A 19,947-nucleotide genomic window follows, 5' to 3' on the forward strand; every position below is an offset into this window, starting at 1 on the left:
GTTAAGCAATTACATTTTCAAGGAGGTAATTATATGAAAGAAAAAATAAATTTTAAAAAAACGCTAACAGCGATTGGGATTTTATCAGTCGTAGTTCCAAGTTCTTTAAGTGTAGTTGCTTGTGGAAAAACAAAAAATAATCCATCACCAGAAAATGATGTCTTACAACCGCCAAGTGAGATACCTATTGAAGTGCCAAAAGATGACACACAGCCACCAAGTGAAAAACCACCATCAAATGAAGCGCCTATTGAAACACCAAATGATATTACGGACCCACCAAGTGAAACACCAAATGAAGCGCTATCATTAAATGAAGTTTTTAAAAATTTCAAATTAAAAGATCAAAGAAGTATTGAAGGATTTCTAGATAGTAATGATTTAAGTATAGTTACTCAGCAAGTTGAAGAATATACTAAAAAAATCTTAGACCCAGAAAGTTTAGTATTAGAAAATCAAACAAGTAATTCAATTATTGTTAAAAATAAAAATGATTTAGAAAATTCTTATAATCAAGTAATTCTAACTTGAAACTTAAAATTATTTGAAGTTTGAGGAACAGAAGTACCAAATGCTAGTGATATAAATGTTCGTAAAGGACTGAAAGGTTATTTTTATCTTGATTCGCTAGATCAACAAATTAAATTTTTTGATCTAGCAGGATATAAAAATATTAATAATATCACTATCAATTCTAACAATGAAGATGAAGAATTAAGTATTTTCTTTATTAATGGTAATTATATTAATAAAACCTTCCTTATTTATGGTAGCAGTTTAACTTCACAATTATCAGAATTATTTAATGGTTTTAATTTTACTAATGGCATTCAAACTAAATTTTCTGAAAATTCTGTTAAATATATTAAAATCTTTGACAAAAAATTAAATCAATGAAATCCTTTATCAAAAGTAACTTATGCCATTGACAAATTAGGTAATATTAGTTGAATTAATTCATCCTTATTATTTTAAAATTATCAAAATAAAAAAATTAAATTAAAAATTAGGAGGTATTAATTATGAAACAAAATTGAAATTTGAAAAAAATGCTAGCTATGACTGGTATTCTAACTATTACAGTACCAACTTCTTTAAGTCTTATTTCTCATCAAGAAAATCAAAGTAATTTAAAATCATATTTTGCACAACAAAATAATTATACGAATGTAACCGATGAAAATATAGCAAGTGAAATTAACAGAACATCATATTCATATATTAAAGAAATAGCAGTGAAAAGTACTGTAACACACTTAAAAGCATTAATTAATGCTGAATTTGTTAAGAGTCAATTAATTAATGAACTTAGAACAGAATTTAATGATAACTTATTTTCTTTAAATAAAATTACTGATGATTCAAATCAAGAAATACTAGATAGTGATTTAGCAGTAACAAATATAATTAACGGAAAATTTAATTATAATTATGGAACAATAAAAGAACAAACCGCTAAACTAATTATCATTGTAAAAGTTGAAGATCAACAAATTGTTAATGAAATTAACTCAATTTTTTACAATAACGAAGTTAATATTGGTGCCACAATAGCAGATTTAAAAGATGCAATTACTCCAGAATTTATTAAAAATGAATTAACTGAAGAAATGAAAAATAATTTTAGTCAATATCTATTTTCTTTAAATAAAATTACTAATGAGCAAGGTATTGAAATCACAAATGACGATTTAAAAAATAAAAGTACTATTTATGCTAAAATTCATTACGACTATAATGATATAAAAAATCAAGAAACTAATTTATTAATTAATCATAAAGATAATCGTAATTTACTAAATGACATTTTTAAAGATTTTAAATTTAAAGAAATTAGAGGTACTGAAGGATTTTTAGACGCTAATGATTTAAATATTATTACTAATCAAATTGAAAAATATTTAGGTAAATCTTTAAATGCTGCTAATTTAATTCTAGAAAAGCAACAAGCTACTTCAATAGTTTTAAAAGCTAAACCAGAATCTAAATATTATCAAGGCGAAGTAAAATTAAGTTGAAACTTAAAATTATTTGAAATCACAGGTCAAGGACTTGCAAGTAGTACTGATATAAATGTTCGCGAAGGAATTAAACTATTTATTTATTTAGATCATAAAGATAACCTAGTTAAAGCTTTTGATTATGCAAGTTCTAAAAATTCAAGAACAACTATTGGCTGATATTTTAGTTTTTTTAGAACTCATAATCTTCAATTTACTAATAATAAAGGATTTAAAAAATCATTTAATATTTATTCTTGAAATTTAACTTCTAATGTTGCAGCAAGTTTTGGTCGATTTGATTTTGGTAATGGTATTAAAGTTCAATTAAATGGTCTTATGCCACCCTATTATATTGGAGTGTTCAAAAAAGATAATATGATCTGAGATGATGCCAGAAATAAAACATATTTTATTGATTACCTTGGAAATATTAATTAATAAAAATAAGTTGAATTTTATTTAAAAAATCATATAAACTGAAATTTCAACTTACCTTAATAATTAAAATGAATGCTTCGTATAAATTTTTGGAAAATAGTTATCCAAAGATCTTACGAAGCATTTTATTTACTTTATTAATCATATTGGAATTTTACTTGAAAAAGATATCCTTTTAATCATTTAAAGTTTGAAGGGATATCTTTATTATTTTGCAATAAAAAAGCAGTGATATATTTTGTCATATATCACTGCACTTATAGATAATAATAATTATCTTTTATTCTTCAATTGCAACTTTAATTCCGGGTCCCATTGTTGTACTAATACTAATATTTTTAATATAAGCACCTTTAACAGTAGCAGGTTTTATTTTTCTTAAAGTATTTAAAATTGCTTGGTAATTTGTTTTTAATTGACTATCTGAGAATGAAGATTTTCCTAAGATAACATGAATGTTACCATTCTTGTCAACACGATATTCAATTTTTCCTTTACGAACATCGTTAACTGCCTTAGCAACATCATTTGTTACTGTTCCTAATTTAGCAGTTGGCATTAAACCTTTTGGTCCTAAAATCTTACCAATTTTTCCTAATTCTGGCATAACTTCTGGTGTCGCAATAATGATATCAAAATCAAGGAATCCACCTTGAATTCGAGTAATCATTTGTTTATCACCAACAATATCAGCACCAGCATCAATTGCTTCGCTTTCCTTAATAGTAGTAATTACTAAAATTTTCTGAGTTTTACCTGTTCCAGAAGGTAAAACAATTGAACCTCTAAGCATTTGGTCAGCTTTTTTAGGATCAAGATTTAAACGGAAAACTGTTTCAACTGTTCCGTCAAATTTTAAAGTTGATGTTTGTTTTGCTAATGCAATAGCTTCATCTATTGAGTAGACTGTTGATTTATTAACTAATTTCGCTACTTCTTGGTATCTTTTACTTTTTTTATTCATTTTGCACCTTACTCGCTAACTTCAATACCCATATTTTTTGCTGTTCCAGCAACAATTTTAATTGCTGCTTCTAAATCATAAGCATTTAAATCAGGCATCTTAATCTTAGCAATTTCAGTAATTTGTTCTTTAGTTAAAGTAGCAACCTTTGTTAATTTGGCATTAGCACTCCCTTTTTCAATTTTTAATGTTCTTTTAATTAAAAAAGTTGTTGGGGGAGTCTTGATAGTAAATTGAAAATCTTTATTTTTAAAAGCAACAATTTTAACTGTTACTGGCACTGGATTAACTTCATCTTTTTGATCTTTAGTTTTATCGTTAAATTCACGACAAAATCTTGGCATATCAATTCCAAAAGAAGCTAGACTAGCACCTGGTTTAGCTAAACCACAGTTTAATTGAATTGTTGCAATTCGGCTAATATTTGAATCTTGTTGAGCCATGAGCAACATCTCCTTTTGCGTTCTCATTGTGGTAATAGCGATTAAATCTTCCACACGGCACTATTAATAAATTTTGAGAAAATAGTACCCATAAATAATAACATTAATAATAAAAATCTGCAATATCGTTATTTAAATAAAAACTCCTAACTACCTACTTTTATTAATTACAATTTGCTAGTAATTGCTGTGATTTTACTATCAATTGTTTTAACTAACTTTGGAATCCCTAAAGTAATAATATGCAAAATTATTAAAACAACTTTTAAACCCATTAATTGAAATCATTCTTTATCCTTTTTCATTTTAATTGCTCCTTAATTTAAATCTTGAATATTGTACCTAGTTTATTATTAATTTTAATTATTGACAAGTACCGGCTGACATTAATAATTGGTAGATTACTTAATCTTAAATTCAAAATAACATTATGAAAAAAATAGGATATTAAATTTTTATAAATTAGGGGAGTAATTTATGAAAGAAAAAAGCTATTTTCTTGCACGATATGATAGTAAAACTGATCAATGTCTTGGAGTTTACGAAAATTTAGAAGAAGCAATAAAAAAAGTTTACGGTTATACCAAAGGTCATCAAAAATATCAAACTAGTAAAAACTCTATTATTGCATCCTACAGCAAGGCAAAAAGAAAAGATGGTTATCGTCGCAGTGCAAGAGGAATTTGATACAAAATTCCACTTTAATTAATACTAATAATTTAATAATCCTATAATTTTCTAAAATCCATAGATTTTAAAATAACTATTATTGCTAATTTGAATAGTCTAAATATCTATAAACGCAAAATATTTACGATAATATAATATAATTTAATTAGTTAATGTATTTAAATTTAAAAATATTATTGTAAATTGGAGAATTAATTTTGAAAAAGGAAAATCCTAAAAATTTTTCACTATCAGTTTTACTTGCAGGTGTTTTAGGTTGTATCGCTCTTGCTTTTCTTTTATATTTCCTAATTACAGGAGTTAATAAACATAGTAATGGCAATGACAGCAGATTAGATTTAAGCTCACAAAATATTAGTTATTTAGCAGAAGTCGGACATATGGATTCAATAACAGAAGACGAAGCAAATACAATAAAAACTGGTGTTCAAGAAAACATCACTGAAAAAATGGATAATTTAGAATTAGAACCTAATATTGACTATACAGTTAATGAGTTAGATGATATTGAAGCAGGGGTTAGACTAGATTCAATTAATGTTACTGTTGCTGCTGTTAAAAGCAGTACCAAAGCTAAAGGAGAATTAGTAGTAGACTTACAAGGTACAGAAAATATTAGTGATCGTGGTAGTGATCCTTTAGCAACTATTAGTGTTCCTACAGCAGATGCTTTAAGTAATATTCAAGCTGCTAACCTTAAACTTACAATTAGTCTTAATGTTAATGAAATATTAAGTCAAGGTCAACTAACTGAAGAAGGCGTTGATTACGAAATCGATGGTTTAAATTTAATTGTTTCTGGTGCAACATATGCTGATTATAATGACAAAATAATTGTTAACGCCATTTCAAGTAGTACAAAATTAACAGGTTCATTTACAATTAATTTTCAATTACCCAATAATTAAAATAACAAATTATATAAATTACTTTTAACTATATTTGCTTTTTCTCTGATTAATTAGGAGAAAGATATGAAAGAAAATAATAAAAATACAATCTCAACAGCTGCTGTTCAATATGCAACTGTTGAAAGTTTAAATACTGAAGCAAGAACACGAGCAAATGCTGATAGTCAAATAAGAACAACTATCCAAGTACTATCTGATGATTACGAAGACTTTAAAGAAAATGGTGGTGGCAGTGGTGGTGTTTCAAAAGATTATGTTGATACACAAGATGCCCTAAAACAAAACATCACTGACAACACTTTAACAACTACAAACAAAACTATCGTTGGTGGAATTAATGAATTAATGACTAGCAAACAAGACACACTAGTTGATAATGGAAGCAATCAAAACATCAAAACAATTAATAGTCAATCAATTCTTGGAACAGGCGACATCACTATTGAAGGTGGCAGTGGCAGCACAGAATTAGATAACAACATTGAAATCTACGACAATGAAGATAACAACTTTGTCCAATACAAAGCAACAGACCTAGACTGAACTGCTGCCAGTGACGAAACACTAACAAGTAAAAGTTATGTTGATCAACAAGACACAACAATCACAAACTCAATTAGTACAAAAGCTGACACAACTTACGTTGATACACAAGATGCCCTAAAACAAAACATCACTGACAACACTTTAACAACTACAAACAAAACTATCGTTGGAGCTATTAATGAAAATTTAACATCAATTAGTACAAAACAAAATACTTTAATAGACAATGGTGATAACCAAAACATCAAAACCATCAATGGCACTTCACTACTTGGAACAGGCGACATCACTATTGAAGGTGGAAGCACAGACCTAGACAACAACATTGAAATCTACGACAATGAAGAGAACAACTTCGTACAATACAAAACAACAAACCTAGACTGAACTGCTGCCAGTGATAACTCACTAACAAGTAAAAGCTATGTCGACCAACAAGACACAACAATCACAAACTCAATCAGCACAAAAGCTGACACAACTTACGTTGATACACAAGATGCCCTAAAACAAAACATCACTGACAACACTTTAACAACTACAAACAAAACCATTGTTGGTGGAATTAACGAATTAGTAACAAATAAACAAGATACTTTAGTAGATACTGGAGATACTCAAAACATCAAAACCATCAACGGCACTTCACTACTCGGAACTGGAGACATAGAAATCAGTGTCGATGGAAGTTCACCCCTAGAAGATAACATTGAAATCTACGACAATGAAGAGAACAACTTCGTACAATACAAAACAACAAACCTAGACTGAACTGCTGCCAGTGATAACTCACTAACAAGTAAAAGCTATGTCGACCAACAAGACACAACAATCACAAACTCAATCAGCACAAAAGCTGACACAACTTACGTTGATACACAAGATGCCCTAAAACAAAACATCACTGACAACACTTTAACAACTACAAACAAAACCATTGTCGGAGCAATCAACGAAAACCTAACATCAATCGGAACCAAACAAAACCAAACTGACAATACACTAAATACTACAAACAAAACCATTGTTGGTGGAATTAACGAATTAGTAACTAACAAACAAGATACTTTAGTAGATACTGGAGATACTCAAAACATCAAAACCATCAACGGCACTTCACTACTCGGAACTGGAGACATAGAAATCAGTGTCGATGGAAGTTCACCCCTAGAAGATAACATTGAAATCTACGACAATGAAGATAACAACTTCGTACAATACAAAACAACAAACCTAGACTGAACTGCCGCCAGTGATGACTCACTAACAAGTAAAAACTATGTTGATCAACAAGACACAACAATCACAAACTCAATCAGCACAAAAGCTGACACAACTTACGTTGATACACAAGATGCCTTAAAACAAAACATCACTGACAACACTTTAACAACTACAAACAAAACCATTGTTGGTGGAATTAATGAATTAGTGACTAGCAAACAAAACACACTAGTTGATAATGGAAGCAGTCAAAACATCAAAACAATTAACGGTACTTCACTACTTGGTACTGGAGACATAGAAATCAGTGTCGATGGAAGTTCACCCCTAGAAGATAACATTGAAATCTACGACAATGAAGACAACAACTTCGTACAATACAAAACAACAAACCTAGACTGAACTGCCGCCAGTGATGACTCACTAACAAGTAAAAACTATGTCGATCAACAAGACACAACAATCACAAACTCAATCAGCGCAAAAGCTGACACAACTTACGTTGACTCACAAGATGCCCTAAAACAAAACATCACAGACAACACTTTAACAACTACAAGCAAAACCATTGTTGGCGGAATTAACGAATTAGTAACTAACAAACAAGACACACTAGTTGATAATGGCGACAACCAAAACATCAAAACTATCAATGGCACTTCACTACTTGGCACTGGAGACATAGAAATCAGTGTCGATGGAAGTTCACCCCTAGAAGATAACATTGAAATCTACGACAATGAAGATAACAACTTTGTTCAATACAAAGCAACAAACCTAGACTGAACTACTGCCAGTGATGACTCACTAACAAGTAAAAGTTATGTCGATCAACAAGACACAACAATCACAAACTCAATCAGCACAAAAGCTGACACAACTTATGTTGACTCACAAGATGCCCTAAAACAAAACATCACAGACAACACTTTAACAACTACAAACAAAACCATTGTCGGAGCAATCAACGAAAATGTAACATCAATCAATACAAAACAAAATATTAATGACAGCACCCTAACAACAACAACTAAAACCATTGTTGGCGGAATTAACGAATTAGTAACTAACAAACAAAACACACTAGTTGATAGTGGAAGCAATCAAAACATCAAAACCATTAATGGCACTTCACTACTCGGAACTGGAGACATAGAAATCAGTGTCGATGGAAGTTCACCCCTAGAAGATAACATTGAAATCTACGATAATGAAAATAATAACTTCGTACAATACAAAGCAACAGACCTAGACTGAACTGCTGCCAGTGACGAAACACTAACAAGTAAAAGTTATGTTGATCAACAAGACATAACAATCACAAACTCAATCAGCACAAAAGCTGACACAACTTACGTTGACTCACAAGATGCCCTAAAACAAAACATCACAGACAACACTTTAAACACTGATGATAAAACTGTAGTTGGAGCAATCAACGAATTAAGTGGAACTAAAACTTCTTTCACCTATGTTGATAGTCAAATATCTACTAAACAAAACCAAAATGATAGTACTTTAAACACAACATCTAAAACTATTGTTGGAGCTATTAATGAATTAGTAACTGGCAAACAAGGAACATTAACTTTTCCAACTGGAACTAATCCAGGTAATCCAAGTGCAGGAAATGCTCTTCAACTTGATAGTAATAATAATATGTATATTAAAACAGATTCATCTTTAGGTCAAACAGGTAACTTATTATATGCAAATTATTCTACTTTAGGTGATTCAATTGGAACAGTAAAACCATTTAGTGGTTTAAATACAAATAGTAAAACTATTATTAATGCCATTAACGAAAACCTAACATCAATAGCTACAAAACAAGACACACTAGTTGATAATGGCGACAACCAAAACATCAAAACCATTAACGGCACTTCACTACTTGGTACTGGAGACATAGAAATCAGTGTCGATGGAAGTTCACCCCTAGAAGAGAACATTGAAATCTACGACAATGAAAATAATAACTTCGTACAATACAAAGCAACAAACCTAGACTGAACTGCTGCCAGTGATAACTCACTAACAAGTAAAAGTTATGTCGACCAACAAGACACAACAATCACAAACTCAATCAGCACAAAAGCTGACACAACTTACGTTGATACACAAGATGCCCTAAAACAAAACATCACAGACAACACTTTAACAACTACAAACAAAACTATCGTTGGCGGAATTAATGAATTAAATACTAATATTGGTACTAAAGTTAATGCTTTAAATAATCAAGTCAATTTTGATGCTAGTTCTATTGATGCAACAACAGTAGGAATTTTCGTTAAAGCACTAACAAAAAGAGGGACAAGTGCTTATCTTACATTTGATCAAATTAATGCTAAACAAGATCAAACTGATACAACTTTAACAACTACAGACCAAACTGTTGTCGGTGCTATCAATGAATTAGTAACAAATAAACAAGACACACTAGTAGATACTGGAGATACTCAAAACATCAAAACAATTAACAGTCAAAGTTTACTAGGAAGTGGAGATTTAACAATATCTCCTTACATTCCAGGAGAATATAAATACATGCCTTTATCAGTAACAACAATGCCTGATGGTTGAGTTAAATATAATCAGATAGCAAATAGACCAATATTATTAAGTCATTTCCTTTCAAATTTTCCTACAGCAGTTTCTAATCCGTCTTTTGATATTGGAACAAATAATGACTATCAAATAAGTTGAATACCTACTAGTACTCTTGGAGCCCTTAATTTTACAGATAATACAAGTGATCCTGCAACAAGTTATGGTTTTGTACTTGTAAAATCACAATTATGACAGTACGACCCTGATGGATCGTTTTCAGCAGCAAGAGCAGAAGAAGAAAAATTATTATTAAATGAATTCAAAAATAAAAATATCAATATATAATCAACAAATTAACTAAAAACACTATTTTTAATAATGTCCTATTAACTAACATTAATAATTAGGAGACTAATTAATCTTAAATTTAAAATAACTTCATAAAAAATAAGATATTAAATTTTGTAAATTTAGGAAATAATTTATTAAAGAAAAAATATATTTTCTTGTACTATGATTAATAAAACCAATTAATGTCTTGAAATTTATAAAAATTAAGAAGCTGACAGTCAAATAAGAACAACTATCCAAGTTCTATCTGATGATTATGAAGACTTTAAAGAAAATTGGTGCTGGCAGTAATGGTGTTTTTATGACTTTCAGAAGTGAGGGTAATGAATAATCTCGGCTAAAAATATATAAATTAGAAGAATTGCAATCATAATAAAACTAAATAAAAGGCACTATTAAAAAATAGTGCCTTTTATATTATTGCTAAATTATACTTATATGTATCTAAATCGATTTAGAAAAAGAGGGGAACGCAATGCATTCAATACTTGAAAATCATCTTAATTTTTATGAAAGAAAAAATCAAAATATTTTTAATTATGCATTACTAAGTTTAAAACAAGAATATGAAAATAAAGATAAAGAAATTTTTAACTCAAAATGAAGAAAAGAAAATGGCTATATACCACATGGAACAAGACAAAGAACATTAATAACTATTTTTGGTAAATTAACATATAAAAGACATCGTTATTTAATCTGAAATAAAACTGGTTATCGTTTTGTTTATCTTTCTGACATTGCACTGGGGATTAAAAAATATCAAAGAATTACAACACATTTGCAAATTAAAATCCTATCATTAATTGCTAAAGGAAAACGCTATCAAGATATTTCCGATTGTTTTCCACACTTAAATATTACAACTAACACAATTACTAATATCATTAATCGAATTAAACTTGATTCATTAGAAGAAATTACAATGAAAAAAGTTAAGCCAATTAAATTAGATCAATATTTATATGTCAACATTGATGATACTTTTTTAAATTTAAAAGAAAATAATAAAAAACAACAATACCGAATCCGAGTAATTTTATTTCACACTGGCTACGATTTAGAAAAATCAAGACCGAATAAAAAAATCTTAAAAAATTCAAGAATATTTATGTTTTTAAATAAAAAGAATCAATATTATGACAATCAATTAATGTTTGAAAAAATTCAAAATCTTGCCAAAACTTTTTATAACAATATTGATAAAATCAAAATAATTATTAGTGGTGACGGTGCATCATGAATTAGAAATTGTCAAAAATATTGACCTAATAGCATTTATCTTCTTGATCGTTTTCATATGATTCGAAAACTAAGACAATTATTCAATCCTAATAATAAATTAATGCAACCAGTTTATGAAAACTTGCGAGTAGCATTTTTTAATGGAAAGTATCAGGAAATGATTAAAATTCTATCAAAACCTTGATTTAATGATCAATATAAAATCACAAAATTAAAAGAATTAAAATATTATTTACAACATAATGAACGAAATCAAGGAATTAGTAATCAAAAATATGATTTTAATATTGGTTGTAGTATTGAAAGTACAATTTCTCATCATGTTAAGTGATTATTAGGGTATGGTTCAAAAGCATTTAGTAAAGAAATTTATCTAAAAATTTTAACTTTACATTTTGCTAGTGTTAATAAAATTAATATTATTGATTTATTTAAAGAAATTTTTGTTGAACAATGAAACTCTAATTTGCATATTGCATGACAAAAAAATAATTAGATTTATAATTTAAGAGAATTTAAGGTTTATAAAATTATAAAACTATCTACCAAATTTAATAGTCTATCGTTATTTTTATAATATAAAAAAATAAAAAATAAAAAACTTTTTAACTATAAGTTAAAAAGTCGATAAATAAATTATATTCAATTTAAGATCCAATTTTTTTACAAGCAACATATTCTACTTTAACTGGAGTAGAACGACCAAAGAAATCAATATTAACAGTAGCTACACCTTTATCATCATCTAATTGTGAAACTTGTCCTTCATGTCCTTTTAAAGCACCTGAAATAATATGAACATAATCATTCAATTGAAAATCTCGCTCATCACTTTTATCTTTTTTAACAACTGATTCTTTTTTAGGTTGTTTATTATCACGATGTAACATTGTATTAACTTCTTTTTCAGATAATGGCAGTGGTTTAATTCCACGACCACTAGAACCAATAAATCCAGTTACACCTGGAGTATTACGAACATCATATCAAGTTTCGTCAGTCATAATCATATTAATAAAAATATATCCTGGAAAAGCATTTTTTATTTCGGGCTTTTTATCTTTATTAGTAATAGTTTCTTCAACAATTTTAATATCAAAAATTTTATCTTTCAAATTTAAAGTTTCAATTTTTTGTTTTAAATCTTCATAAACTCGTCTTTCATGCCCTTTATTACAATTAATAACATATCATTGTGCATTACTTGCTTGACTTGTTGTTTGATTCTCATTATCATTTACATTTTTGATATCGTGTTCATTTTTTTTATTCATAATTGTAAAACATCTCCATTTTTTAATTAAGTAATTCTAGCTAATCGGAATAAATTAGCCAAAATTAAATTTAGAATTTCAAACAAACCGGCAAAAAAAGCAATAAATAAAACTGTAATTCAAAATTTCTTATTTAAATCTTTTCTTGGTGTTCATCTAATTCTTCTTACTTCTCTTGATAAATACAAGAAGAAATATTTATGATAAGTTCTTACTTCGCTTCTATAGTAATATTTTTCTTCTGCTGTTCGTTCTTTTTTTGATTTTTCTCAAATTGCATTCATATCAATTATTTTATTGTCATCAATATTTCGCGGATCAAATTTATCTTGACTAGGTTTAGAATTTCTAAATTTTAAAGGCTTAACTTTGCGGAAAATATTAAATTTATTTTTTAACAATTCAACTTTTTCACGATTAATATGTTGCTTTTCAACTTTTACTTTTTTTTCTGTTGAACGTTTTACTTTTTTTGCCACTGTAAGCCTCCTATCTTGATTCTTTATGCAAGGTATGCTTTTTACAATGAGGACAAAACTTTTTGATTTCTAATCTTTTTGTATGATTTAACTTATTTTTGTATGTTTGATAATTACGATTTAAACATACAGTACAAATTAAAATTACTTTTTCACTTTCGCTCATTTTTTTCACCTAAAATACTTAATAATTATAGTATTAATTGATATCACTGTCAATTTATTAAATTTAAAAGACTGAATAAAAATATTTCCGGATTGCTCCTAACAATTCCTTTTTGAAAAAAATTTTATGTTACCTACCTTTCATTTAAACATAAAAGTCTCTTTCTTACTCCAAGCACTTCAAAAATCAAAAAGAAAATCTGTTAGCCTTTTCAATTCACTTATTTACTTAACTTAATATTGATTTTAATCATTCATTAATTATTGGTACATTAATGAATTTAAGGGGCTAGTAACCCTAACCAAAAACAATACTAGCATCAAAGTGCTATAGTCTCAAAAGGACAATAAATATTTATTTTAAAAACTTAATTGGGAGGTAAAATATGTCAATTAACGAAATTATTAAAAAATATTTGCCGATCAAAAATCAAAAATTATCTTATGCTAATAAAATATATAACTATTGTGCCGCTGATAATTATCAAAAAATTAAACAAGTAAAATGTAATAAAAAACTAATCTATCAAGATGCCAAACAAATTAACAAAATTCGTTGGCATCTTTATTTTATTTGTTCAAATAATCATTTTGTAATTCGATGAGTCACAATTAACAATAATATTATTCTAACCGGTCAAGTTAAAAATTAAAAGGAGGAAATAATGAAAAAAATTTTAAGTTTATTTGCTCAAACAATATTAATTAGTGGGTTTGGTCTTTCTGTCATTGCTTGTTATAATCCCCTAGCTGATAATCATGGTGATAATAATAATCCAGAAATAACACCATCGCCACCTCCAACTAAAGATATTAAATATTATGAAACATTAATTAATGAAAAACAAAAAGCTGTAGCTACTTATCAACAATCAATTAAAGAGATTCAAGAAGAATGAGATAAAAATGAAAACGAAGATATTAGTGATGAAGCATTTCAAATTATGATTGATTTAGTTTCAATTGATTTATACACTAATCAAGATCAAATTAATGAATATCAATATCAAATTTTATTATTGAATAAAAAAGATGATGAGTTTACTTCTAAACAGGTTTGTCAAGGAATTGATATCTTTAAAGAAAAAATTAAAAATTTGCAAGAACTATTAAAAATTAAAGAAAAATATCCTGATGATTATCCTGAATCAACTTTAAAAGATATTAAAACAAAAATTGAAGAAGCAAGAGAAATTAAAGAATTCTTTGAAAACCTTAAAGCAGAGGGGGAAAAATAAATGTTACAATTTATTTTATCAAAAATATCAATATTAGCAGATACACCTGATTTTAACGGTGTAATCAGTACAGTAAATATATGAGTTAATGCATCATTAGGTGTCTTGGTAGTTTTAGAAGTAATATTTGCTACTATCAAAGCAATTTGAATTTGATGAAGTGTTATTCGTAATTCCGATGAACCAGATACAAGAGCGATTTATCTAAGTTCTTTAAAATGACCAGTTATTGCTATTATTGGAACTTTAGTTGTTATTGGCTTATCTAATGTAATTATTCAAATTGTTAAACATTCAGGATTAAGTATTAGCGGTTAATCTTAACTTAAATACTTTTTTTATTGAAAGAATTTAGAAAAAAATGCATATTTCAACTTTTCAAGGACTTTTTGATTGAATTTTTCAACCAATTCTTGATGCAATTGTTACTGCTCTTTTAAACTTATTTTGATTTATTTTTATTCAAGGACCATTAAATTTAATTGCAGCATTTACTAAAGTCTTAGAATATTTAACTGGTGGAATTATTAATGATCTCTTATTTGGCTCAGCAAAAGATTTTAGTTGAGATAAAATTCCAACGCAATTTTTCTGATTTGTAATCGTTGCTATTTGTCTTTTTGCTTTAATTTTTACGATTCAAATGATTATATTAATATTCCAAGAAGCAACTGAAACAAAAACAAAATTTGTTCTTGCAATTCAAAATGGTGTTAAAGCCTTTATTTTTATGTTTCTAATTCCAATTTTCTTTTTTATTGCTAACTTTATTATTCAAAATTTTGCTAATACAATAATAAATAATTTTGGAAATCATAATAATATTGCTGATTATTTATGACATATTGGTGATAAATATTGAAATGGAACAGCTAATGGCGTCCCAAGCGATTATGGTCCTCCAGGCAATATTCGAAGCTATAATTTAATAGTTCAAATCTTTGGAACATGATTCATGTTATTTGCTATTGCGATTATTGGAATTACTTTAATTCAAAAAGTTATTGAATTATTTTTTCTCTTTATTATTAGTCCATTAGTTATGATTGTGATGGTGATTGATAATGGTCGAGCAGCATTTACTTGAAAAGATATGGTCATAGCAAAATTTTTAGCATCAAGTGCAACATTAATTAGTTATTACATTTATATGTCAGCAATTCAAATTTTATTAAAATCCGGATTAGAAGGTTTAGATGCTAGTGATTTTGCTAAACAATTATTTATTGTTTTATTTTTATGTGCCGGAGGGCTAGCTACATTAGGATTTAGTGATATGGTCGCTGGATTTATTGGTGAAGGAGTTGGAATTAGAGAAGGAAGAGCGTCATTTCAATCAACTTTAAGAGGTGGTTTCATGGCTCTAGGAGTTGGTAAACTAATTGCTAAACCATTTAAAATTGCTAAAAAAGGGTTAAAGCAAATCAACGAAGTTAATAAAAACTTTAAAAACAATTCCGATAATAATTCTGATGCTTCTGATAATAGTGATAATTCTAGTGAATCAAGATGAGAAATACCAAAAATGAATCTTAATCCCTTTCATAGTGCAACTAAATCAATGGCTTCAAGATCAGGAATTGTTGGTTTAGCTGGAAAATCAATAAATGAATTTGGTAATTCACTTGGTAATGTAACTGCAAGAACAGTTAAAAAGTTAAATAATAAAAAAGCAATTAAGACAAGTTCTAAAATACCAAATATTAAAACAATTGAAAATCGTAAAATATCAATAAAACCAAATCCTTTAGCAAATAGAAATATTAATAAAATAAAACAAGAAAATAAAGCAAAAGAACTTTCGCTACAAGAAAAACACATTATTAAAATGAATAATAAAATTAAAAAATATCAACCTAAAACAAAAAGAAATAAAAATTAATTAAATATAATAGAGGAGGAAATAATGGTAACAATGTTAAGTATTCTGGCTACGATTTCATTTGCCGGATTTTTATTTTGTTTATTAAAATTAAGAAAACTTAAGAAAATCAAAAAAACTAATCTAGCAGAACCAATTGCAAATAAAAAATGGCGTCGAATTTTAATTTATGCCATTTTTATTTGTCTTAGTATTTTCATTTTAGTTGCATCATTATTTCTTTCATTATTTTCTTAAAAATAAACAAAGGAAATAACCATGAATAAAATTTGACAATTACTATCAAGTACTTTAATTTTGGTTTGTAGCATTAGCAATGTTAAAATCGCTAATCAATCACAAATTGAAATAAAAGAAAATAATTTTAAAACTAATAATGAACCAATTAATAATTCTACTTTAAACCATTTTTTAATAACAAATGAAAATTACAACTATAATCTACTAATTAATATTGCTTGACAAAATAAAACAAAAACAATAAGTAATACAAATTTAGAATCATCAACATTGAAATTAAATAAATCATTACCAAAAAAGAAAAACCAAAACTTAATCCTTATGACAACTATATCAACATTAACAATTAGTTTTTTATTAATCATTATTGTTTTGAAATCTCGATTTAAAAAGGGGATTGGAGTTAAAAAAAACAAAAATGGTAAAAATTCTTATTATTCGGTAAATAAAAATAAAAACAAAAAAAGTGAAGAAAATACAGTACTAAAACCTTCACGACAAGAAAAAAATATTATTAAAATGCAAAAGAAAATTAAAAAATATCAAACTAAAATAAAAAAAGCAAAAAAGATGATGAAAATTAAGAGAAAGGACAATTTTGATGAAAAATCTAATTCCAAAATCAATTAATAAAAGCAAACTAACAATTTGGCGAAACATTAGCTTAATTGATTTTTTAATTATTCTTGGATGAATTTCTTTGAGTGGCATGTTTATTTTTGGATTACCATTAAAAAATTGAGCAAAAATTTTAGGTATTGTTTTATTAAGCATCTTTGTTTTTCCTTTAATTATTCAAGTACAGCCTGGAATTAAAGGATGAAATGCAATTATCTTACTATTTACTCATTGATCAATGGTTAAAATATATAAAAAAAATAATAGTAATGATACTAGTTTATTAGTAGCTTATGATAAAGCTATAGGTGAATATTTTGTTCAATCTGAAAAATTTAATGGTAAAAAAAAATTAATTGGCGCTATTAACGTTAAAGGTTTTGATATTACTTTATTAAATCCTAGTGAACAACAATTACGATTACAAGATTTACAAGATGCATTAAAATTTACTAACTTTCCGATGACTTTTTTAAAATTAGACAAACCATTAGAATTTAAAAAAACAATTAAATATTATCAAGATAAATTACTAAAACTTAAAAGTGATTATGAAAATCAGAAATTAACAGAAGTTGGTTTTTTAGCAAGAAAAAAACAAATTAAAAGTTTAATTACAACTTTAGAAAAAGATTTAATAATTACTGATGAAGGTATTAAAACCAAGAAATATTTTTATATTTTTGTTTATGGTAATAATGAAGAAGAGTTATTAGAAAATATGACACTCTTAGAAAATAAATTAGTCAATGGAAATTTTATTTGTGAATGATTAAGCAATCTTGAAATAGTTCAAACCTTACAATTAATTTGAAATCCTTATGCTAATCTCATAACTAAAGAAGAATTTGAAAAAAATAAAGCAAACCTTAGTAATTTATTATCTTTTCAAGAATTCAATTTACATAAAACACATTTCATCGCTGATAAACTTTATTATTCAATTAATGGAATTTATGATTATCCATTATTGGCTATTGATTTATGAGGTGCTGTCTTAGCATGTAATGAACAAACAATAATTTGAAACATTAATCCAGTTGATGATCAAAAAATGAAAATTGCTTTAAACAAAGCAATTAATAATGCTTTCACTAAACAATTTATGACTAAATCTCATATTAATCGTAGTGAAAACGAATATGAACTTAGTGCTTATCAACAATTAGTAGAAGATATTAACGGTTCTAGTGAAGTTATTAAAAATGTTAACATTTTATTTTTAAACTATGGCACTAGTGCTAAAGTATTAAAACAATCACAAATAAGATTAAAAAAAGCTTTAAGAGAACTAGACATGAAAGTTAATCCTTTGCATTTTCGACAATTAGATGCTTTTAATGCTTTTCTACCCAAAAATTATGATCCTCTAATTTTGAAAATTGGTCGTGAAATGCCTTGTGCCACACTTGCTGCTTCTTTTCCATTTATGGCTAGTGGTTTAAATGATGAAAAAGGCATGTATCTTGGACAAAGTAATATTTCTAATGCAATCTTATTTGATCCTTTTAAATTAAATCATGAAAGAAAAAATCATAATCAAATTATTATTGGTACAAGTGGATCAGGTAAATCATTTACAACAAAGAAAATGATTGCATTTCATCTGAATATGGGAAGAAATGTAATTGTAATTGATCCTGAAAGAGAATATAAAAATTTATGTAATTACTATGATGGTCAATGAATTGATACTGGTGATGCTTCAGTTGGTAAAATCAATCCATTACAAGTATTAGATAATAACTTTAAAGATGTTTCAGATAATAAAGAAAAAAATCACAATAATATTGAAACACTAATGGATGAAGAAAATTCTGCTCCTGTTTCTAATCATTTACGTTTATTAACACAATGATTTAAAACTTTATACTCTGATTTTAATGATCGAGAATTTAATTTATTAATTAAATATTTAAAAAAATTGTATCAAAAATGAAATATAACTAATCAAGTTAATGTTAACAAATTAAATAATAATCAATTTCCAACAATGACTGATTTTTATAATCTTTTAATTGCAGAAGACAAAGACAATTCAAACTTACTTTTAAAAGAATTTATTGATGTTATTGGAACAGATTTTTTAAATGATGGTAAATATGAAAACTTATGAAATGGTCACACAACTTTAGTTTTTACTAACCAATTAGTTGTTTATGATGTCTTAACTTTATTTGAACAAGATGAAGCTAAAGTAACAGCAGCCCAATTACATTTAGTACTAGCAACAATAAAGGCTGAAGTTAAACATAATAGATTTAGAAATGAAAATGAAATCGTTATTATTGTTGACGAAGCACACTTGGCAATTGATAAAGATAATCCAGTTGCTTTGAATTTTATGTATCAAATGGTCAAAAGAATTAGAAAATATCAAGGAGCAATTATTATTACAACACAAAATTTAAATGATTTTACTGGAACTGAAGAAATCAAAAAGAAAACAACAGCAATGATTAATAATACGCAATATTCTTTAATTTTAAATCTAGCACCGCAAGATTTAGAAGATGTTGCTACTTTATACAAAAGTTATGGAGGATTAACTGCAACAGAAAGAGATTACATTGCCCGAGCTGGTAAAGGCGAAGCATTACTTGTTGTTTCAGGGTATGAACGACATTGTATTACTATTGAAGCTAATAAAACAGAACAAGCAATTTTTTAAAAAATAGAAAGA

At 27.1% G+C, this 19,947-nt stretch carries 19 protein-coding genes; 13 read left to right on the top strand and 6 right to left on the bottom strand.

Translation table 4 applies throughout. The annotated features are described in order from the left end of the window. The first annotated feature begins 33 nt into the window (after window positions 1-33). Both LT335_RS01525 and LT335_RS01530 read left to right on the top strand, forming a co-directional pair. Entirely contained in the window at window positions 34-975 is a 942-nt protein-coding gene (locus LT335_RS01525) for a hypothetical protein (RefSeq protein ID WP_249728123.1), read from the top strand. 47 nt (window positions 976-1,022) lie between these two features. Then, window positions 1,023-2,441: a hypothetical protein gene (locus LT335_RS01530; RefSeq protein WP_249728124.1), complete on the top strand. Its 1,419-nt coding sequence runs from the start codon at window positions 1,023-1,025 to the stop codon at window positions 2,439-2,441. A 280-nt stretch (window positions 2,442-2,721) separates the two neighbouring features. Here LT335_RS01530 and rplA read toward each other — a convergent pair whose 3' ends face one another. From rplA to LT335_RS01545, 3 genes are all read right to left on the bottom strand, one after another. Next, entirely contained in the window at window positions 2,722-3,405 is a 684-nt protein-coding gene (rplA, locus tag LT335_RS01535; RefSeq protein WP_249728125.1) for a 50S ribosomal protein L1, read from the bottom strand. A gap of 8 nt (window positions 3,406-3,413) precedes the next feature. Then, window positions 3,414-3,848 carry a 50S ribosomal protein L11 gene (gene rplK, locus LT335_RS01540; protein WP_249728127.1) on the bottom strand — a complete coding sequence of 145 codons (435 nt, stop codon included), beginning with the start codon at window positions 3,846-3,848 and terminating at the stop codon, window positions 3,414-3,416. A 167-nt stretch (window positions 3,849-4,015) separates the two neighbouring features. Beyond that, window positions 4,016-4,153, bottom strand: coding sequence for a hypothetical protein (locus tag LT335_RS01545; RefSeq protein WP_249728128.1), 138 nt, complete (start codon window positions 4,151-4,153; stop codon window positions 4,016-4,018). Window positions 4,154-4,325: 172 nt separating this feature from the next. Between LT335_RS01545 and LT335_RS01550 the strand changes: the two genes are divergently transcribed. The 4 genes from LT335_RS01550 (at window position 4,326) to LT335_RS01565 (ending at window position 11,864) form a co-directional block, all read left to right on the top strand. After that, window positions 4,326-4,553: a hypothetical protein gene (locus tag LT335_RS01550; RefSeq protein WP_249728129.1), complete on the top strand. Its 228-nt coding sequence runs from the start codon at window positions 4,326-4,328 to the stop codon at window positions 4,551-4,553. 182 nt (window positions 4,554-4,735) lie between these two features. After that, on the top strand, window positions 4,736-5,446 hold the full coding sequence (locus tag LT335_RS01555; protein WP_249728130.1) for a hypothetical protein: 711 nt from the start codon (window positions 4,736-4,738) through the stop codon (window positions 5,444-5,446). Between the two features lie 66 nt (window positions 5,447-5,512). After that, entirely contained in the window at window positions 5,513-10,117 is a 4,605-nt protein-coding gene (locus tag LT335_RS01560) for a beta strand repeat-containing protein (RefSeq protein WP_249728131.1), read from the top strand. A 481-nt stretch (window positions 10,118-10,598) separates the two neighbouring features. Further along, entirely contained in the window at window positions 10,599-11,864 is a 1,266-nt protein-coding gene (locus LT335_RS01565; RefSeq protein ID WP_249728132.1) for an Mbov_0401 family ICE element transposase-like protein, read from the top strand. Window positions 11,865-12,015: 151 nt separating this feature from the next. Here LT335_RS01565 and nusG read toward each other — a convergent pair whose 3' ends face one another. The 3 genes from nusG to rpmG are packed head-to-tail and all read right to left on the bottom strand — an operon-like array spanning window position 12,016 to window position 13,287. Next, entirely contained in the window at window positions 12,016-12,642 is a 627-nt protein-coding gene (gene nusG, locus LT335_RS01570) for a transcription termination/antitermination protein NusG (protein WP_249728133.1), read from the bottom strand. Between the two features lie 26 nt (window positions 12,643-12,668). Then, the gene (locus LT335_RS01575) at window positions 12,669-13,121 is read right to left on the bottom strand and encodes a PH domain-containing protein (RefSeq protein WP_249728134.1); all 453 of its coding nucleotides are present in this window, start codon (window positions 13,119-13,121) and stop codon (window positions 12,669-12,671) included. 10 nt (window positions 13,122-13,131) lie between these two features. Then, the gene (gene rpmG / locus LT335_RS01580) at window positions 13,132-13,287 is read right to left on the bottom strand and encodes a 50S ribosomal protein L33 (protein ID WP_249728135.1); all 156 of its coding nucleotides are present in this window, start codon (window positions 13,285-13,287) and stop codon (window positions 13,132-13,134) included. Window positions 13,288-13,672: 385 nt separating this feature from the next. On the opposite strand from rpmG, the gene LT335_RS01585 reads away from it, so the two are divergent. Genes LT335_RS01585 through LT335_RS04500 form a run of 7 tightly spaced genes read left to right on the top strand, consistent with a single transcriptional unit; the run spans window position 13,673 to window position 19,935 of the window. Beyond that, a complete protein-coding gene (locus LT335_RS01585) occupies window positions 13,673-13,939 on the top strand; it encodes a hypothetical protein (RefSeq protein WP_249728136.1) in 267 nt (88 codons plus the stop codon). Window positions 13,940-13,951: 12 nt separating this feature from the next. Beyond that, the gene (locus LT335_RS01590) at window positions 13,952-14,524 is read left to right on the top strand and encodes a hypothetical protein (protein WP_249728138.1); all 573 of its coding nucleotides are present in this window, start codon (window positions 13,952-13,954) and stop codon (window positions 14,522-14,524) included. Next, window positions 14,525-14,842 carry an Mbov_0395 family pilin-like conjugal transfer protein gene (locus LT335_RS01595; protein WP_249728139.1) on the top strand — a complete coding sequence of 106 codons (318 nt, stop codon included), beginning with the start codon at window positions 14,525-14,527 and terminating at the stop codon, window positions 14,840-14,842. It abuts the gene before it with no gap. Between the two features lie 43 nt (window positions 14,843-14,885). After that, window positions 14,886-16,406: an Mbov_0396 family ICE element transmembrane protein gene (locus LT335_RS01600; protein ID WP_249728140.1), complete on the top strand. Its 1,521-nt coding sequence runs from the start codon at window positions 14,886-14,888 to the stop codon at window positions 16,404-16,406. 24 nt (window positions 16,407-16,430) lie between these two features. Then, window positions 16,431-16,643 carry a hypothetical protein gene (locus tag LT335_RS01605; protein WP_249728142.1) on the top strand — a complete coding sequence of 71 codons (213 nt, stop codon included), beginning with the start codon at window positions 16,431-16,433 and terminating at the stop codon, window positions 16,641-16,643. Between the two features lie 21 nt (window positions 16,644-16,664). Then, a complete protein-coding gene (locus tag LT335_RS01610) occupies window positions 16,665-17,276 on the top strand; it encodes a hypothetical protein (protein ID WP_249728143.1) in 612 nt (203 codons plus the stop codon). Further along, window positions 17,248-19,935, top strand: coding sequence for an Mbov_0397 family ICE element conjugal transfer ATPase (locus tag LT335_RS04500; RefSeq protein WP_249728145.1), 2,688 nt, complete (start codon window positions 17,248-17,250; stop codon window positions 19,933-19,935). Before LT335_RS01610 ends, LT335_RS04500 begins: the two co-directional genes overlap by 29 nt. The last annotated feature ends 12 nt before the right edge of the window (window positions 19,936-19,947 follow it).

The organism is Spiroplasma attinicola (assembly GCF_023509825.1).
Classification (GTDB): domain Bacteria; phylum Bacillota_I; class Bacilli_A; order Mycoplasmatales; family VBWQ01; genus Spiroplasma_D; species Spiroplasma_D attinicola.